This window comes from Desulfoplanes sp. (genome assembly GCF_054921335.1).
This window is the reverse complement of the sequence record NZ_JBUDSQ010000063.1, coordinates 1-16,700: the sequence shown is the minus strand read 5'-3', so window position 1 is coordinate 16,700 and position 16,700 is coordinate 1. Positions and strand designations below refer to the sequence as shown.

The following is a 16,700-nucleotide window of genomic DNA, read 5'->3' as shown; positions in this document are numbered from 1 at the left end:
AGACGGGAGACGGAAAAACGGAGACGGGAGACGGGAGACGGAAAAACGGAGACGGAAGACAGGAGGCGGGTTGCATGTCGAGGGGTGAGAGGTAGAGCTACGCTACAGCCCAGTATGGACGAATGTAAAAAAGGAGGCTTGGAAGCCTCCTTTTTGCGTTGGTACGCCTGCACATCCGTACAACGATATCCTTCGTCCATTTTTCTCTGGTTCCATTCATGAAGACAGAATTATTTTCCGTTTGAAACCAGACAGTTTATCCTCAAAATAATGGCCGAACCATAGGAGAAATTTCCCGGGAAAAAGCTCGATTGCAACAAACTTCATATCGCAAACAGAATCCGCTTCAGAACCGCTTGATGAGCACCACCCCGGCCATGAGGAAGATGACACCCAGGACGCGCAAGGGGTTCATGCTGTGCTGGGGGAATCCGAGGACGCCGTAGTGGTCCAGGATGAGGGATGCCAGCATCTGGCCGGCAATGAGATAGGTGAGCATGTTCACCGCCCCAAGCCTGGGGGCGACAATGACCGTGACGGTGACGAACATAGCCCCGAGCAGGCCACCGGTCCAGTACCACCAGGGGACATGGGTGACGGTATGCAAGGTGGGAAAGGAGAACCGAAACACCAGACACCAGACAAGCAAGGCCAGTGTCCCCACGGCAAAAGAAATGAACGACGCTATATACGGCCCGCTGGTGACACCGGAAAGCAGAGAATTGATGCCCGGCTGAATGGGCATCAGACAACCGGCGATCAGGGTAATGAGGATATAGACGAGATCCATGGGGAAAAGGCGGTTTTAGGTTTTACGTTTTAGGTTTTAGGTGGTTAGCGTCAGGTTTCATTGCCCGTCCATATCGTCCATACCGTCCGTGTCTGTCCATACCTGCCCTGCCCGCGTCAAACCTTTCCCCGGCAAATCTCGATAAACCGCTTTGACCGGCCCGTGTGCTCGAACGGGACAAAATGTTCCAGCGCCTCGCCAAACCGGGCCAGGTTCATGAGGGCGATGCCCATGCATTGGTGCAGATTTTCATCATCGGGAAAATGTGCCAGCCCCTTTTTGACGATATTCAGGCATGCCTGCATGTCGCGTTGTTTCTGGGCGAGCATGCCGAGACCCAGATAGGCTCTGGCCGAAGGCCCATACTCCAGCGCACGTTGGTACAGGGTTTGGGCGGTTTCCAGCTTTTCCGGCACAGCCGAAATGGCGGCGTAGTCACCGTGGGAAAAAGTCATGGCCAGACGGGAATAAAAATCCGCAAACAGGGGATCCAATTCTTCAATGTCGCGCAGCTCAAGGGAGGTGGCAAATCCGGGCAAACCGGCATGAAACGCATCCCTCAGCTTCTTGCCCCAGGCAAGGACCGTATCCGTATCCATGGTCGCATCGCTTTCAAAGTAAAGGACATCCTCGAAGCGGTCCTTCCAGATCTCATCACCCACCTGTCGGCTCTTTTTCCAATCCTCGTACATGGCCGTGCCCGGAAAAAGGTGCATGATATAGAAGATGGCGCCCAACGGTCTGATCCGCCGGATCAGCCTGAGGTGTTCCTCGATGGTCGCGTCGGTCTCCCCGGGGCAGGCATAGATAAAATAGGCCCGGGCAAGAATACCGAAGGACTGGGTCAGGTCGAAGGCCCGGACGATCTGCTCTTCGGTAATATTCTTGTTCAGCAGACTGCGGATCGTTTCCGATCCGCTCTCCACCCCGAAGCTGATCTGGATGCACCCGGCCCTACGCATCCAGTACAGAATATCCCCATCCACACAGTCCACCCGGGAGATGGCATACCAGGAGATATCGAGTTTCCGTTTCAGGATCTCTTGGCACACCTCCAGGACCAGGGATTTCTTCATGGTGAAGGTGTCGTCGGACACATAGAAAAAACGCACGCCCTTGCGGTACAGAAGTTCCATCTCGTCCACAAAGTACCGGGCCGAATGGAATCGAACCTTGCGTTTCCAGAATTTGGGAGACCCGCAAAAGGTGCAATTGCCCGGACAGCCGCGGCTCAGAGAGAGATGGTCATAGGTGAAATACTTGGCCGGGATGGGCAGGGAATCGAGGTCCTCGATAAAGGGCCGGGCAGGAGTCGTAACGGGGCATCCATCCCGTCTGACGGCCAGACCGGGGATATCCACGGCCAGACCGGCGCGGTCCTCCCCCTTTTGCTGCCCGAACCGAGCGACCAACTCCGCAAAGGTTGCCTCTCCTTCGCCCATAACGATACAATCCAATTCCGGACACTCATCCAGCAAATGTTCCCAGAGAAAGGTGGCGGCTACCCCGCCGAAAACAGTGGTGCATCCGGGCACAACCTCTTTGGCCGCCCTGGCCCAGTCCATGGCCCCGAACCGGTTGGCGTTGAACACGCTCATGCCCACGATATCCGGACGTTTCTTTTCAAGCACGTCCCTCGGGGTGAACCGCGAGGGATCGAGACCGTATTCATTGATAATGGCCACCCTGTGCCCCTGTTCCATGAGCACCGCGCCAATGGAGAAAAGCCCCATGGGAACGACCGCGTCATCCTGGCTGGAGACCCGTTCTTGCAGACATCTGGGGTAGACGAGAAGTATATGCATGGGAAAGAAAAAAGCCGGGCAAGGGGAGTGGTATCAATCCCGTCCCTGCCCGGCCAGTGGCTCTATGGGTGAAAAAACATTACCCCTGGAACTCGGCCCTGATCGCTCCGATCTCTGCAGGGGAACAGGAGGTCCGCTGCCAGTCCGTGACCCGGTGGGCCTCGCAGACCAGCTCGACCCGGGCATAGGCTCCCTCCACAGGAACATGTTCGATCCAAATCATGGATTCGGGTTCATACCCATACCAGCGGTACAGGGTCATGGCGATGATGCCCGGGCCTTCGGTGATGGGCAGGCCGGCATCCCGGTTGTCCTCACGTTCCGAGACCACGACCAGGGTGCTGTCTGGTCCGGCAAGGATATCCAGATCGCATTTGCTGGCCACGGAAAATTCAGGGGCCACCCAGGTCATGGGTTTTATTTCGATGTGTTTGGTATGCATTACCGATTTTTCTTTTTGTCCATGGCCTGCTTGAGGAGATCACCCAGACTGCCCATAGATGCCGGGGCCGCAGGCTTGTTGAAAGATTTCCAGTCACCGCTTTCCCGGGCGTCTCCGGGGGTCAGGCTGATCTTGCGGTCTGCCGGGTTCACGGTTTCCACACGCACGGCAAGGGTCTCGCCCACCTGTTTCTTTTCAATGGCCGAGGCATTTTCCGACTTGCGCAGCAGCGACAGGGGCAAAAGACCGGTGATCCCAGGCTCGAGTTCAATGAAGTAGCCAAAATTTTCCTTTTTCTCCAGCGTACCCTGGACCGCCTGCCCCTTGACGTACCTGTCGGCGACGTCCGCCCAGGGATCGCCATGGGTTTCCCGAATGCTCAGGGAGATACGCCGCTTTTCCGGCTCGACCCCCTTGATGATCACGGTCACGGTCTCTCCAGGGCTGACCTCGTCCTCGGGCTTCAAAACCCGCTTGGTATAGCTCATTTCGCTGATGTGCACGAGCCCTTCCACGCCGGGCACCAGTTCCACAAAGGCACCGAACGGGGCGCAACGAGTGACCTTGCCGACCACCTTGTCCCCGGGTTTGAACTGTCCGGAAACCTCGTCCCAGGGATCGCCCATGGCCTGCTTCATGGACAGGGATAGTTTGAGCTGGCCGTTGTCCAGCTGGTTGATGCCCAGAAGACGCACCTTGACCGTTTCCCCTGGGGCGACCACATCCTCGGGCCGCTCCACGCGGGACCAGGAGAGTTCGGAAATGTGGACCATTCCTTCCACTCCGGGAACAAGCTCCACAAAGGCACCGAATTCCTTGATCCGGACAACCTTGCCCTCGAGAACATCGCCCACAGCGACCTTTTCCATGAATTCCTTGGCCGCTTCTTGCTGCTGCTGCTCCAGGAGCTGTCGCCGGGAAACCACGATATTACGGCCTTTTTCCTCGAATTTGGCAATCAGGAATTCATAGGTCTCGCCAACAAAACTGTCAGTGTCCTCGACATAGTGGGTGTCCATCTGGCTGACGGGACAAAAGGCCCTGCGTTTCATCATCTGGACATTGAATCCGCCCTTGCAGGTATCCATGACCTTGCCCTGGACGGGAACCTGGTTCTCAAAGGCATCCATGAGCAGATTGAGCCCACCGACACCGGAAATGGCCTTGGACAGAACGATCTCGTTTTCCGTACGTTTGACCACGAACAGGGTCAGACTGTCACCAACGGCACAGGTGGGGGTACCTTCGTCGTCAAGGAGTTCGTCCTTGTCCACCACACCGTCGATCTTGGTTCCGGTATCCACGAACACGCTTTTTTCTCCAATGGAGATGACCGTTCCCTGCAGTTGATCCCCGATCCGTACGCTATCCACCGCGCCCTCGCTATAGGATTCGAAAAGTTCTGCAAAATTTTCTTCCGGTTGTACGGGAGTCCCGTTATTTGTCTCCTCAGACATGGATTCTACCTCTACCTGCGATTGTCGTAAAATAGTTTGTTTGCAAACAGGTCCTTGAACCTTGGCCATGGCGGTTTTGTGCAATGGTGAGGCAGGTAGCACCACCTTGGACATGACGTCAAATGGAATTTATTGAGAAAATTTAAAAAATCGCCTATGGCTCGGAGCCACTCGTTCCCATTCCCGTTCCATCCCACAAAAAAACAAAGGATCCTGTCATGCCCCCAAAACTTCTGCATATCTTCCGTAACACCCCGATGGGCAGAGAAACCTTTCTCCAGTCCCTGTACTTCTGCCAACAAATGAATCTGGATATCGATATCTACATCCCGAAACAAAAAAAATTTCTCATGTACTTCGATAACGAAGTCGTCCAGATCGACCTGGACGATTCCTACCTCTTCGCCCCGGAAACCGCCCATCAACATGCCGAATCCCTCGCCCATCCCAAAGGGGTCGACTACCGTTTCTTGACCCCTGAAGAAAAAACCGCTTCGACACTCCCGGACATAGCTTCGGACTACACCCTCATGTGTTTGCCCAGGAGCGTCAGCGACAAGACCTCCAAGATCGGCTTGGGCCATTTAGGCCCCAAGGTACGGACCATCCTCCGCGCCGCCCATTTTCCAGCTCTCATACCGAGTTCGGTTCTCAAGAAATGGAAAAATGTGACTGTTTTTTTCGGGGGCTCAAGCAACGCACTGAACGCCCTCAAGGTCGGTACGGACATCGCCGGGGCCACAGGAATGCCCCTGACGGTGTTCATCAAATCAGAAGGCAGGGACCTTGACGCGTACCAGGGGATCATTGAAAAGGCCGGACTCCTGGAAGGATTACAGAAATGCGACACTACCTGGGCATTTTTTCCTGGCGGAACCCTTGAAAACGACCTGTACACCGTCCCCCACGACGCCCTGGTCATTGCGGGAGCGTATGGGCAGGGAATGATCAAGACCGTCATGTTCGGGAGTAAAATGGAACTCTTGCAATCGACCCTGCCCAATAATTTTCTGATCGTCGGACCGGGTTATAATGGATGACACCACCATGGACATCGACTATAGTGTTTATCTCGTCACGGATCGCCCCCTCTGCCTGGGAAGGGATCTTCTGGATATCGTCAGACAGGCCGTGCAGGCCGGTGTGACTATTGTCCAACTCCGGGAAAAACAGGCCTCCACCCGCGAATTCGTGGAGCTTGCAAGGGCAACCGTGGAAATCACCCGCAAGGCGGCTGTCCCCCTGCTGATCAACGACCGACTCGACGTGGCCCTGGCTGCGGGAGCTGATGGCGTCCACATCGGACAAAGCGACATGCCCTACGGTGACGTACGCGGCCTTCTCGGCCCCGACAGGATCATCGGTCTGTCCATTGACACGTGGGAACAATTACACGATGCGGGAGAGTTGGATCTCGACTATCTGGGAATCGGCCCCGTCTTTCCCACGACCACCAAGACGGATACATCGGACGAGTGGGGGATCGAGGGCATCAGAAAGGCCCGCAAGCACTCCCCCCATCCTTTTGTCGGCATCGGTGGTGTCACCAGGGAGAATGCCGAACAGGTCATTGCCGCCGGTGCTCACGGCATCGCCGTTGTCTCTGCCATTTGTTCGGCCCCCTTGCCACAGGAAGCGGTCATTGATCTGCACAGGGCAGTCCACAGGGGAAGACAATCCATTGATTGGAGCCATGCCGACAATGGCGGCAATCAATAATACATCCGGCCAACCAACGGGTTCCTCAAAAAGGACAAACTGTTACATGCGACGTAAGACACCTGGTGTTCCATCCGGCATATACCGCCATCTTCTGATGGTCCTTGCATTCCTGGCCCTCACCGTATCCGGAGGGATACCCCCAGCCGAATCCGGTGAGATCCGCCTGGGAATGTCGGCCGCGTTCAGTGGCCCCAGCCAGGATCTTGGGTGCAAGCTCTATTGGGGGTCCATGGCCTACCTGCACCATATCAACGAGCAGGGCGGCATAAACGGGACGACCATCAAACTCCTCACCCTGGACGATGGATACAACCCTGATCCGACCATCGCCAATACCATCCGTTTCGTCGATCAAAACGATGTTTTCTGTCTGTTCAACTATGTGGGTACACCAACAGTGACCCGTATGCTTCCATTGATGACCAGATACCAGGACCGTCCACTCTACCTGCTCTTTCCATTCACCGGGGCACACCCCCTGCGTGAACCGCCGTACGATCACCTCGTCTTCGATTTCAGGACCTCCTATCAGGCTGAAGTACGTGCGCTGATCGATCTCTTTGTCTCCAAGGGATGCTCCCGCTTTGCCATCCTCTATCAAGCCGACGCGTACGGTCGTTCCGGCTGGCAAAGTGTAAAAGAGGGTCTGGCCCAACACGGACTCGCCCTGCGCAGCCAAACTTCCTACCCGCGGGGACGGTGTTTCGGGGACTCCTTTAATGCACAGGTCAGGATCATCAAGGCATGCCGTCCCGATGTCATCATCAGCATAGCGGCTTCCGAGGCAGCTGCAGGATTTATTCGGGACGCTCGGGACAACGGGATTGACGCCCCCATTGCCAACATTTCCTTTGTCGATCCCAACACGATCATCACCCTGTTGGAAACAATCGGAAGAGAACGGGACCGCGACTATTTCCCAGGGCTGATCAACTCACAGGTCGTCCCTTTTTTTGCCGATCCCTCCCTGCCCGCCGGAAGACAATTCCTGCGTCTGATCCGATCCTGCAAGGAGATTCAGGGAAAAACCGAGTGCATGACATCCATCAAGCATTTCAAACAACCCGGGCCCATCAGTTTCGAGGGATTCCTCAATGCAAAAATCCTGGTTAAACTCCTGGAATCCATGGGGCCGGATCCCCAACCAGAAGACCTGCCCGGGGCGTTCAAACAACTCTCAGGGGCAGACATTGGCATCGGCCACCCCCTGCACATCAATCCCGAGCAATGCCAGGTGGAGAACAGGGTCCATTTCATCACCTTTGATAATGCGACCATGGTTCCCGTGGACCCCACACGATTCCAGGCTCATATCCCATGATCACGACAATCAAATCGAAAATCTTCCAAAAAACCCTGGCCATAATGGTCTTGGGCTTCGGGATCATAGCCGCCACATGTTCTGTCGTGGCCGGCTGGATCCTACACGATCACCTGATCCGGGAGTACGAGTCAAAGGCCATAGCCATCGGCAATAGTATCACCACCTCCCTTCCCGAGACATTTCTCAAGCAGAATGCCGCCACTGACCAATCCATTATCGACCAATATCTCGACATCAAGGGAGTGGCCTACGCCCTCGTGAAAACAGAGGACGGAGAAATCATAGCACACACCTTTTCACCCTCCATCCCCAAAAGCATCCTGGCCATCATAACGGAAAACACCCCGGACACCGAACCGGGAACCGGGATCATGGGCACCCGGCTCCTGCAAACAAAATCCTATCTCGATGTCTGTTCACCCATACTCATGGGCAAGGCGGGCTATGTCCACATCGGGATGGATATGGGGTTGATCAAATCCTATATATTTGATGCCATCGTCACCATGCAGGTTATCCTTTTCGGGGTACTGCTCCTATGCGTGGTCATTACCTTTTTCCTCATAAAACGTATTTCCGGTCCACTCTTCACCCTTACGGAATACGCCAATCAGCTTGCAGAGCAGCGTTTCGATGCGGCCATGCCGGTCACCTCCAACGATGAGATCGGCATGCTCGCCCAAACGATGCAGAGCATGGCCTCCAGGATCAACGGCCTCGTTCAGGGACTGGAAGCAAAAATCAGTTCCGCCACGGCCGAACTCCAGGACACCAGTCTTTATTTGAGCGTCTTGGTCGACAGCATGGCCGACGGGCTTCTGGTCACCGATGAGAAAGGGCATATCCTGAATTTCAACCCCGCTCTTTTATCCATCTTCGGTCTTTCCCACGCGAAGATGGCCACAAAAGATCTCTTGGATTTTCTGGATCAAGAGGCATTAGAGACACTCTACCGGAACAATATCCTTACCCACGATGCCGTCGCGGAAAGCATAGAGTTCACCCCGACCGTACTGGACAAGGGCACAATGCATAACGAGCTCTATACCCACAGAACGGATGGCCAAAAAATCTGCGTGGAATTCTCCATGGCCTCGGTGAACATGAAATGCGGCATCCAATGCATCCTTGTCGTCCGGGACATCACGGTCCGTAAAAATGCCCAAAAGAGGCTGGAACAACTCAACGACGAACTCGAGGAACGCATTACCAGCAGAACCCACAAACTGGAAATGTCCAACAATATCCTCAAAAAAGAGATATTGAACCGCAAATCCACGGAAGACGCATTATTGGTGGAAAAAGAGCTGTTCTCGACGACCCTGCGCAGCATCAATGACGGCGTGATCACCCTGGATAATGAAGGCCGTATCCTTTTCATCAACCAGGCCATGGAAAATCTGGGAGGATGGAGCGTGGAGGAGACAAGGGGCAAACAATTCTGCACGGTCTTCCAGATAACGATGAACAACGGCCCGTTGTATCTGAACAGGAACGTCCAAGACCATGCCAATCTGCACCGTCTGGAAAATGAACAGGACGCATTGTTCAAAAACCGGCAGGACACGATGCTGGACATCGCAATACGCGTTCTTCCCCTTTACGACAAACAGAGTGTGATCAAGGGGCAGGTTCTGGTTATGCAGGACATCACCGAACGCAAACGGCAGGAACAAGAACGGTTGAAAACGGAAAAATTGGAATCAATCGGCATCCTGGCAGGGGGTATTGCCCACGATTTCAACAACATTTTGACAGCCGTGCTCAACTATATTTTTCTGGCCCAAAAATCACCGGCGCTCTCCCCCAGGGCCGGTCTCCATCTCAAAAAAGCCCACAGGGCCGGCCTACGGGCCCAACAGCTCACCCAGCAGCTACTGACTTTTTCCAAGGGAGGGGCCCCAATCATCGAATTGCGGGGGATCCAGGATCTTATCTCCGATTCGGTTACCTTTGCCCTGCGTGGTTCAAACATCAAAACGTCCATACATATCAGCCCGGACATATGGAACGCGGAGATCGATCAGGGACAGATCGCCCAGGTCTTTGAGAATCTGGCCATAAATGCCAACCAGGCCATGTCCCGTGGCGGAACACTGACGATCACCGCCCACAATGTGATCATCGACTCCGGCTCACGGCTTCCTCTCCAACCCGGTCAATACATCGAAATATCCTTTACCGACCAGGGTCCCGGTATACCTGAAGAGTACCAAAAAAAGATATTCGACCCCTATTTCACGACCAAAAAAACCGGAAGCGGCCTGGGATTGGCAACAACGTACTCGATCATCACAAACCATCGCGGCCATATCCGCGTGTCTTCACACCAGGAAAAAGGGACCACTTTTTCCATTTTTCTCCCGGCAAGCGAGACCGAACTGTCGCGGCCCATAGTATCCATCCAACCCCCATCTTTGGCTGGCAAGGGAACCATCCTGCTCATGGACGATGACGAATCCATCCGTGACGTCATGGAGGAAAGCCTGGGCTTTTTGGGGTACGAAGTGCTCACGGCATCGGAGGGGAACGAAACCCTGGAGCTCTACAAACGACATACCGATGCCCAACAAAGAATAGATCTGGTGCTCATGGATCTGACCATTCCCGGCGGCATGGGGGGGAAGGAAACCGTGGGTAAACTCCTGGAGATCGACCCGGATGCGAAGATCATCGTTTCCAGTGGCTACTCCCAGGACCCGGTCATGGCCAATTACGAATCCTATGGATTCATCGATATTCTCCCCAAGCCCTACACCCTGGATGACGTGGGCAAAAAACTCTCGGCCATCATTGGCCGACCCAACGGATGCTGAGAATGGTCCAGAAAAAAAAATCCACCGGCCAGGGCACAGGGAACAACGACCAACTACGGCTGAACAAGGCTATCGCTCAGGCCGGAATATGCTCCCGCCGCAAGGCCGACGGACTCATTGCCGAGGGGAGGGTCATGGTCAACAACACCCGTGTCACCTCCCCCGGGACCAAGATCGACCCCGGCAAAGATATCCTCAGTGTTGACGGGGCCCCCATTCCCCTTGGACGAAAATCCGCCCACACCTACATCGTATTGAACAAACCGATACGCACGGTTACCACGGCCAAAGACCCCCAGGGACGCAGAACCGTGATGGACCTGCTTCCCAAGAGGATGAGGGACAGAAGGGTCTTCCCGGTGGGCCGTCTTGATTTCTACTCCGAGGGTCTCCTGCTTTTGACCACCGACGGAGAACTGACGCAGCGGATGACCCATCCAGGATACAACCACCCCAAGACCTATGAAGTGGATGTTCTCGGAACGGTTACCCAGGAGAAACTCGCAGTCATCCGGGCGGGCATGCGCCTTCAGGAGGGAACCCGGCTCCGACCGGTCGGCGTGGAAATCCTTTCGCGGTCCGGCAAAAAGACCAGATTATCCATGGAACTCCGGCAGGGGATCAACAGACAGATACGTCGTATGTGTGGGGATCTGGACCTCAAGATCCTCAAGCTAAGGCGGGTACGTCAGGGACCGATCGGACTGGACGGACTCAGCCCCGGTTCCTTCAGGGAACTCTCCGATAAAGAAATCGACCGGCTCAAACAGAGCGTACAACAAAAAAGGGATACCCCCCCAAACGGATAAGGATATCCCCTGCTGTTCTTTGAAGCACCCCGAGGGTACCCACACAAAAGATAATTATTCTGTCGCGTCTTCCAGATCGACCCCCTCGGGCGGGGTAAAGGTGAACCTATCCGGATCGATGCGGATATTCATCTTCAGGTCGCTCAACGCGAGCTCGTTCCCGTTGCCAAAGAAATCCACGATGAGCACCTTGCCGAGCATGTATGTCTCCGGATGGACCCATATATAGGCCAGGACCAGGTTGGTTTCGGGTTCTTTCGGAATAAGCTTGAGTTTGATACTTCCCCCGTCGTCTCCCTGGTTTTCGATAACAAAATCCTCTTCCAGATCGGCCTCACCCGAGATGAAACGGAGCATGGTCTTTGACTGCAGGACCTGTTCGACGGGATATTTGTAGGCCACCTCTTCGTCCGGGAAATAGTCCCAGACAACATCCTGCCCCACCAACAACAGCTCCCTTTCCGGAGCAACCGTCTCCCAACGGATTTTTTTCGGTTTGGCAAAGGCTATATGCCCAGAACGGATCTCAACCTCCTTGGTCGCGGCATTGGTCAGCTTCTGGACAAAGGACGCCGTGAACGAATCCAGTCCAAGGTATTGGTCCTGGATTTTTGCCGTTATCTCGCCGGCACCACCCAGCAGAGGGAATAGGCAAACCAGGACAAAACCAAGACAACACTTCTTTATCATTGGAAACAACCTTCCTGTCTATGTCTGAGCAGAAAATCCCCGTGGAGCCAACCATGGTCCCACGGGTATTGCATCGCCACCTTTAATCAAAGGTGTTCCACGGCAGGGGAGCCAGGGGGGCATACCCCTCTTCTTGTGCCTTGATATCCAGCGGGATCAATCCGACAGGTGAAAGATCCATATTGGGTTTCAAGGCCATCTCCCTGATATCGATGGTCAAAAGGTATTTTTTGCACTCCTTGCATACATAGGCCCGCTCGAACATTCTCTCGTCCAAATAAAAATACTCGAGTCCCTTGGCCGCATTGTCACCACATGCGGGGCAAACCTGACGCCGGAATCGCCAATCATGGCCGCAACTCGAACAATGCAACCATCTTTTTCCACCTTCGCCCTTGAGATAGGCTATCGATGGAAGGGCCCCACAAATGGGGCAGAACCCCTGGGTCCAGGTTGACAGGTCAAAGGTTTCAGCAAAGGTCTTGGCCTGGCTACGGAGAAAGGGAGCCACAAGCTGAGAAACCACGAATCCGAAGAGATCCGGTTCGACGCCCAGTTTTTCGGCCGTTTGGCACAACACGTTTTCGTCGCCCTCCAAGAGGTCACGCATCGAGGCGTACAATCCTTTTTGGTCATCTATGAAATCGTCTTTCTTTAATGGCTCGATCTGTTCCCCGATAACCGGAAAACTCTTCCCAAGGGCCTGAAAAACGATCCCGCTCACCGGACGGACAGAGGAAGCAAAATCGACCAGGGGGATCATATCCAAAACACATTCCCCCGCGGCAAAACGATCGGCATCCAGTTCCAAACCTGACAGATCCCATGGAGCCAACTGGGTTTGCGCGGTCTCAAAGGCCTCGAACAATCCGGCAAAAACCTCAAGGGGCTCTTGCAGATCGGGTTTCTCGGATTCTATGGTCTTGGCTGTTTCCCGTATCGACTGAAAAACAATTTTTTCGGTATCATCCTTGAACATCCAATCCTCCTTAAAGGTATCTCAAGCGGGTGGTGATGGGGTCATCATCCACCGATAGTGGACATCATTCTGGAACAGACATGCGCGTCCTTTTGGGCCCCAAGGGCCTGTAAGAGCATGTACCCCATGGGTTTCTTCATGGTCACATCCTGCAGGAAGCCGATGATCTCTTCACGATTTTTTTCATCTTTTCGCAACAAGGGCAATACGGGATACTCCTTGTCAGAAAAAAGGCAGGGCCTGAATTTCCCGTCGGAGGTCACCCGCAACCGGTTGCACTCCTCACAAAAATGGTCACTCATTGCCGAAATGATCCCGATCCTCCCCTGTCCTTCGGGCAGGGCGTACATTCTGGCCGGTCCCCGGGTACTGTCCAGGGCGGGTTCGGCCACCAGGGGCGTAAAGCGTTCCACGGCCGTTCGAACGTCCTGTGCCGACCAATAATGGTCCTTGCTCCAGGGGCAGGTCCCCCCAATGGGCATGAATTCTATGAAGCGCAGGTCCAACGGATAGTTGCGGGCAAAGGCCACGAAATCCTCGACCTCGTCGTCATTGACCCCGCGGAGGGCAACCACGTTGATCTTGGTCCGCAGGCCGGCTGCAAGGGCTTCATCAATGGCCTTGCGGACATCGAGATAGAAATCGCGTCCGGTGATCTCTTTGAACCGGTCCCGGCGCAGGGTGTCCAGCGAGATATTCAGTCCGGCGATGCCCATTTCCTTGAGCAAGGGGATCTTGTTCTTGAGCAGGGTGCCGTTGGTGGTCACATGGACTGCCAGGTCAGGATATGTCCCCGCCAGCTCCTCCAAAAAGGGAATGAACGCACGCCGTGCAAAGGGTTCGCCCCCCGTGAATCTGACCTTGCGCACCCCTTCGTGCCATAAGATATCCATGAGATAGCTCATTTCCTCATAGCGTATGATTCCCTCATGGGGAATAAAGTCCCAGTCATGCACGGACCGACAGTAGAAACAGCGCAGATTGCACCGGTCGGTTATACTCATGCGTACATATGAAACCGTTCTTCCGAAATGGTCTTGCAGCACAATAATCAACTCCGATAATGGTGTTATGGGATGTGACGGATTGATGGCCCCGCGGTCCCACGCAAAGGATCAGCCGCAACAGGAGAGTGAACAATGTTTGGTCCAAGTCACCCTCATAGTGATCACGCTCTTGAATGACAAGAATTTCCAAAATATTTCCAAAAAAATGATCGTTGTGCATGAAAAACAAAAAAATTTCTTGCATCCTTGACAGAAATACACCATAGAGGAACCAGTTAGTTTTTTGCCAATTTGTGGCTCGTAATCATTTGAGGAGGAAGAGTTTCCATGAGTTATGAAGGAACAGTGAAGTGGTTCAACGAGAAGAAGGGATTTGGCTTTATCGAACAGGCAAATGGGGGCGAGGACGTCTTCGTACACTACTCCGCCATTCAGAAGCCCGGCTTCAAGACCCTTCGCGAAGGTGAAAAGGTCAATTTTGAGATCATCGAAGGTGAACGCGGAACAAAGGCCGAGAATGTCGTCACGGTCGAATAACTATTCGACCCTATAATAGCTTTACCCAAAAAGTCTCCGGTCAGATCTGACCGGAGACTTTTTTACGCCATCCCCCTCCTGCCGGCAGTTTTTTTGGGGCCATGCCCTTACGCGCCACGTCCGGAAGAACCACGACAAATGCAGGGACGCGGTAAGACGGGCTAGCCAGGGAATGTGTCCTCGATAGCATCAGACATCAGCCCAGGCCCATACCGGATTTTGGTCAGGAAAAAATAGAGAGCCGACCGTGTTCGGCATCAAGGGGTTCTACCGTTCCGATCCGCGCGGCAAGGGCCCCGCGTTCTTCGAGCATGGCAACCGCCCTGTCCACCTTGTCCGGGGGGACGCCCAAAATGAGACCGCCCGAGGTCTGGGCATCAAAGACCAGATCGACAAGCAATCCATCACACCCATCGGCCACGTGGACCAAGGATGAGCAGAAATTCCTGTTAGCAAAGCTGCCAGCCGGGATCATGCCCATGCCGGCCAGTTCCACGGCCTCGGGAATAAACGGGATCGCGGCCAGCGAAAGCTCCACGCGCACCTTGGACGCCTGGGCCATTTCCAGTAAATGCCCACCCAGTCCGAACCCGGTGACATCCGTGGCCCCGGTGAGCCCCAATTCCTGGATGACCTCTCCTCCGGCCTTGTTGAGCATACCCGCCCAATGGTATAATAATTTCTCTAAATGATCGGCCCCGTCCCAATCGGCCTTGAGTCCTGTTGCCAGCACCCCAGTGCCGATAGGTTTGGTGAGAATGAGCTCGTCACCGGCGCACAATCCCTTGTTGGACGAGAAACGATCCGGATCCACAATGCCCGAAACGGCCAGCCCGTACTTGGTCTCCTCGTCCTCGACACTGTGCCCGCCGGCAAGAACCGCATCTGCCTCGCGGATCTTGTCCATGCCCCCGTGGAGAATCTCGCGGAGCATCTCCTTGGGAAATTTCTTGATGGGAAAGCAGACAATGTTCATGGCCGAATAGGGAATCCCCCCCATGGCATAGACATCGGACAGGGCATTGGCCGCGGCGATCTGCCCGAACCAATAGGGATCGTTCACAATGGGTGTAAAAAAATCCACGGTCTGGACCAGGGCCTTGCCCGCAGGAAAGGTGAGGATGGCCGAGTCCTCGTTGTCCGAGAGACCGGTGAGCAGTCGTTCATCTTTTTGATCCAGGCAATCGGCCAAAACGTCCTCCAGGTCCCCTGGAGCTATTTTGGCCGCTCAGCCCGCCGCCTTGACGGATTTGACTAATTCTATCTTTTTCATCTGATTTCTTGCTCCTTGCTGTGGAGGCCAATACCCCCGGTTCCGCAATCCTGGTTCCCAATCAGTAGGGGCGGATTCCAGAATACGGGGGGGGGTGGGATATGTTGAACAACGTGGGGGGGATTCGTCAAACCCGCAACACCTTGTCGGCCAACTGCATACTGGTGACCACATCGAGCATATTTGTGGTCTCCCCCACCCGCTTCTCTTCCAGCAGATTGAAAAAATCCAGGCAGGTTCCGCAGACCAGGATGGACACGCCCTTTTTTTCCAGTTCCTGCAGCTTTTCCAGGGCCGGGCTTCCTTCGATGGCCAGTTCAACCCCGCCATTCAAGAGAATGATCCGCCAGAGGTCATCCCCCAGTTCCGGCAAGACGCTTACGAAATTCTGCATGAGCCTGTCGCCCAAGACATCGTCGCCCGTACCAACAACGGGCGAGGCAATGAATACCAGGGTCTTGGATCCCTGCTGCGGGGAAGGGGGGGGGGCGTCAGCCTTTTGGTCTCCGGCGGCCTCGACCACCCCACCGCTCGGGCGGGCCGCGATCCTCCAGACAGCACCATCCTTTTCCGCCGAGACGACCTCGTGTCCCTTGACCCCCAGAAAACGGATCACGTTCTCCTTGGCAGCATCATTGTCCACAAGCACGACCAGTTCAACACCAGGATCGTTCTCGATGGCTTCCTTGCATTTCAAAACAGGCTGGGGGCACGGCAAACCCTGGCATCCAAGGGTACAGACATTCATATCTCAAAACTCCTTGTTCGCTTATGGGGGAACGGGATTCGTATCATCCATATCGACCAAACGCATGTAAATAAGTAGTGAATATGAAACCGGGGAGGCAAAAAATCCAATTGATTATCCCGATCCGTTTGGAGAATTTGAATGGAAAATATCTATACCATCCGGTTTGGAAGGTTGGAAAATTATGGAAACTTAACAAATTTTGAAAATTTCAGAAATTACAGGCTGTTAAACAAGACATACTTTGAGATCCATAGTTTTGATCTTACGGATGTGCGTCCAGGTAGTGATGCTAGCTGAG

At 54.3% G+C, this 16,700-nt stretch carries 15 protein-coding genes; 6 read left to right on the top strand and 9 right to left on the bottom strand.

Annotated features, from left to right (window positions below; all coding sequences use genetic code 11):
• Positions 1 to 346: 346 nt before the first annotated feature.
• The 4 genes from ACY692_RS11685 to ACY692_RS11670 all read right to left on the bottom strand — a co-directional run bounded on the left by ACY692_RS11685 (position 347) and on the right by ACY692_RS11670 (position 4,494).
• On the bottom strand, positions 347 to 790 hold the full coding sequence (locus tag ACY692_RS11685) for a DMT family transporter (RefSeq protein WP_462325546.1): 444 nt from the start codon (positions 788 to 790) through the stop codon (positions 347 to 349).
• Positions 791 to 906: 116 nt separating this feature from the next.
• Positions 907 to 2,595: a B12-binding domain-containing radical SAM protein gene (locus tag ACY692_RS11680; RefSeq protein ID WP_462325545.1), complete on the bottom strand. Its 1,689-nt coding sequence runs from the start codon at positions 2,593 to 2,595 to the stop codon at positions 907 to 909.
• A 79-nt stretch (positions 2,596 to 2,674) separates the two neighbouring features.
• Positions 2,675 to 3,037 carry a hypothetical protein gene (locus ACY692_RS11675; protein ID WP_462325544.1) on the bottom strand — a complete coding sequence of 121 codons (363 nt, stop codon included), beginning with the start codon at positions 3,035 to 3,037 and terminating at the stop codon, positions 2,675 to 2,677.
• Positions 3,037 to 4,494, bottom strand: a complete 1,458-nt coding sequence (locus ACY692_RS11670) for a 30S ribosomal protein S1 (RefSeq protein WP_462325543.1) — start codon at positions 4,492 to 4,494, stop codon at positions 3,037 to 3,039. The genes ACY692_RS11675 and ACY692_RS11670 overlap by 1 nt, the downstream gene beginning before the upstream one ends.
• A gap of 218 nt (positions 4,495 to 4,712) precedes the next feature.
• Here ACY692_RS11670 and ACY692_RS11665 point away from each other — a divergent pair, with 218 nt between their 5' ends.
• Genes ACY692_RS11665 through ACY692_RS11645 form a run of 5 tightly spaced genes read left to right on the top strand, consistent with a single transcriptional unit; the run spans position 4,713 to position 11,165 of the window.
• Positions 4,713 to 5,534, top strand: a complete 822-nt coding sequence (locus tag ACY692_RS11665) for a universal stress protein (RefSeq protein ID WP_462325542.1) — start codon at positions 4,713 to 4,715, stop codon at positions 5,532 to 5,534.
• A complete protein-coding gene (gene thiE / locus ACY692_RS11660) occupies positions 5,527 to 6,213 on the top strand; it encodes a thiamine phosphate synthase (protein WP_462325541.1) in 687 nt (228 codons plus the stop codon). Before ACY692_RS11665 ends, thiE begins: the two co-directional genes overlap by 8 nt.
• Positions 6,214 to 6,259: 46 nt before the next feature.
• The gene (locus ACY692_RS11655) at positions 6,260 to 7,537 is read left to right on the top strand and encodes an ABC transporter substrate-binding protein (protein WP_462325540.1); all 1,278 of its coding nucleotides are present in this window, start codon (positions 6,260 to 6,262) and stop codon (positions 7,535 to 7,537) included.
• Complete coding sequence (locus tag ACY692_RS11650; RefSeq protein ID WP_462325539.1) at positions 7,534 to 10,356, top strand: PAS domain S-box protein; 2,823 nt, start codon at positions 7,534 to 7,536, stop codon at positions 10,354 to 10,356. The genes ACY692_RS11655 and ACY692_RS11650 overlap by 4 nt, the downstream gene beginning before the upstream one ends.
• Positions 10,357 to 10,358: 2 nt before the next feature.
• Positions 10,359 to 11,165: a pseudouridine synthase gene (locus ACY692_RS11645; RefSeq protein ID WP_462325538.1), complete on the top strand. Its 807-nt coding sequence runs from the start codon at positions 10,359 to 10,361 to the stop codon at positions 11,163 to 11,165.
• A 54-nt stretch (positions 11,166 to 11,219) separates the two neighbouring features.
• On the opposite strand, the gene ACY692_RS11640 is transcribed toward ACY692_RS11645, so the two are convergent.
• From ACY692_RS11640 to moaA, 3 genes are all read right to left on the bottom strand, one after another.
• On the bottom strand, positions 11,220 to 11,855 hold the full coding sequence (locus ACY692_RS11640; protein ID WP_462325537.1) for a LolA family protein: 636 nt from the start codon (positions 11,853 to 11,855) through the stop codon (positions 11,220 to 11,222).
• A gap of 82 nt (positions 11,856 to 11,937) precedes the next feature.
• The gene (locus ACY692_RS11635) at positions 11,938 to 12,834 is read right to left on the bottom strand and encodes a formate dehydrogenase accessory protein FdhE (RefSeq protein WP_462325536.1); all 897 of its coding nucleotides are present in this window, start codon (positions 12,832 to 12,834) and stop codon (positions 11,938 to 11,940) included.
• Between the two features lie 44 nt (positions 12,835 to 12,878).
• On the bottom strand, positions 12,879 to 13,880 hold the full coding sequence (moaA, locus tag ACY692_RS11630; protein ID WP_462325535.1) for a GTP 3',8-cyclase MoaA: 1,002 nt from the start codon (positions 13,878 to 13,880) through the stop codon (positions 12,879 to 12,881).
• A gap of 288 nt (positions 13,881 to 14,168) precedes the next feature.
• Here moaA and ACY692_RS11625 point away from each other — a divergent pair, with 288 nt between their 5' ends.
• Positions 14,169 to 14,378 (top strand): cold-shock protein, encoded by a 210-nt coding sequence (locus ACY692_RS11625; protein WP_462325534.1) that lies wholly within the window; start codon positions 14,169 to 14,171, stop codon positions 14,376 to 14,378.
• Positions 14,379 to 14,601: 223 nt separating this feature from the next.
• Here ACY692_RS11625 and selD read toward each other — a convergent pair whose 3' ends face one another.
• A complete protein-coding gene (selD, locus tag ACY692_RS11620) occupies positions 14,602 to 15,651 on the bottom strand; it encodes a selenide, water dikinase SelD (RefSeq protein ID WP_462325533.1) in 1,050 nt (349 codons plus the stop codon).
• 127 nt (positions 15,652 to 15,778) lie between these two features.
• A complete protein-coding gene (yedF, locus tag ACY692_RS11615) occupies positions 15,779 to 16,399 on the bottom strand; it encodes a sulfurtransferase-like selenium metabolism protein YedF (RefSeq protein WP_462325532.1) in 621 nt (206 codons plus the stop codon).
• Between the last annotated feature and the right edge of the window lie 301 nt (positions 16,400 to 16,700).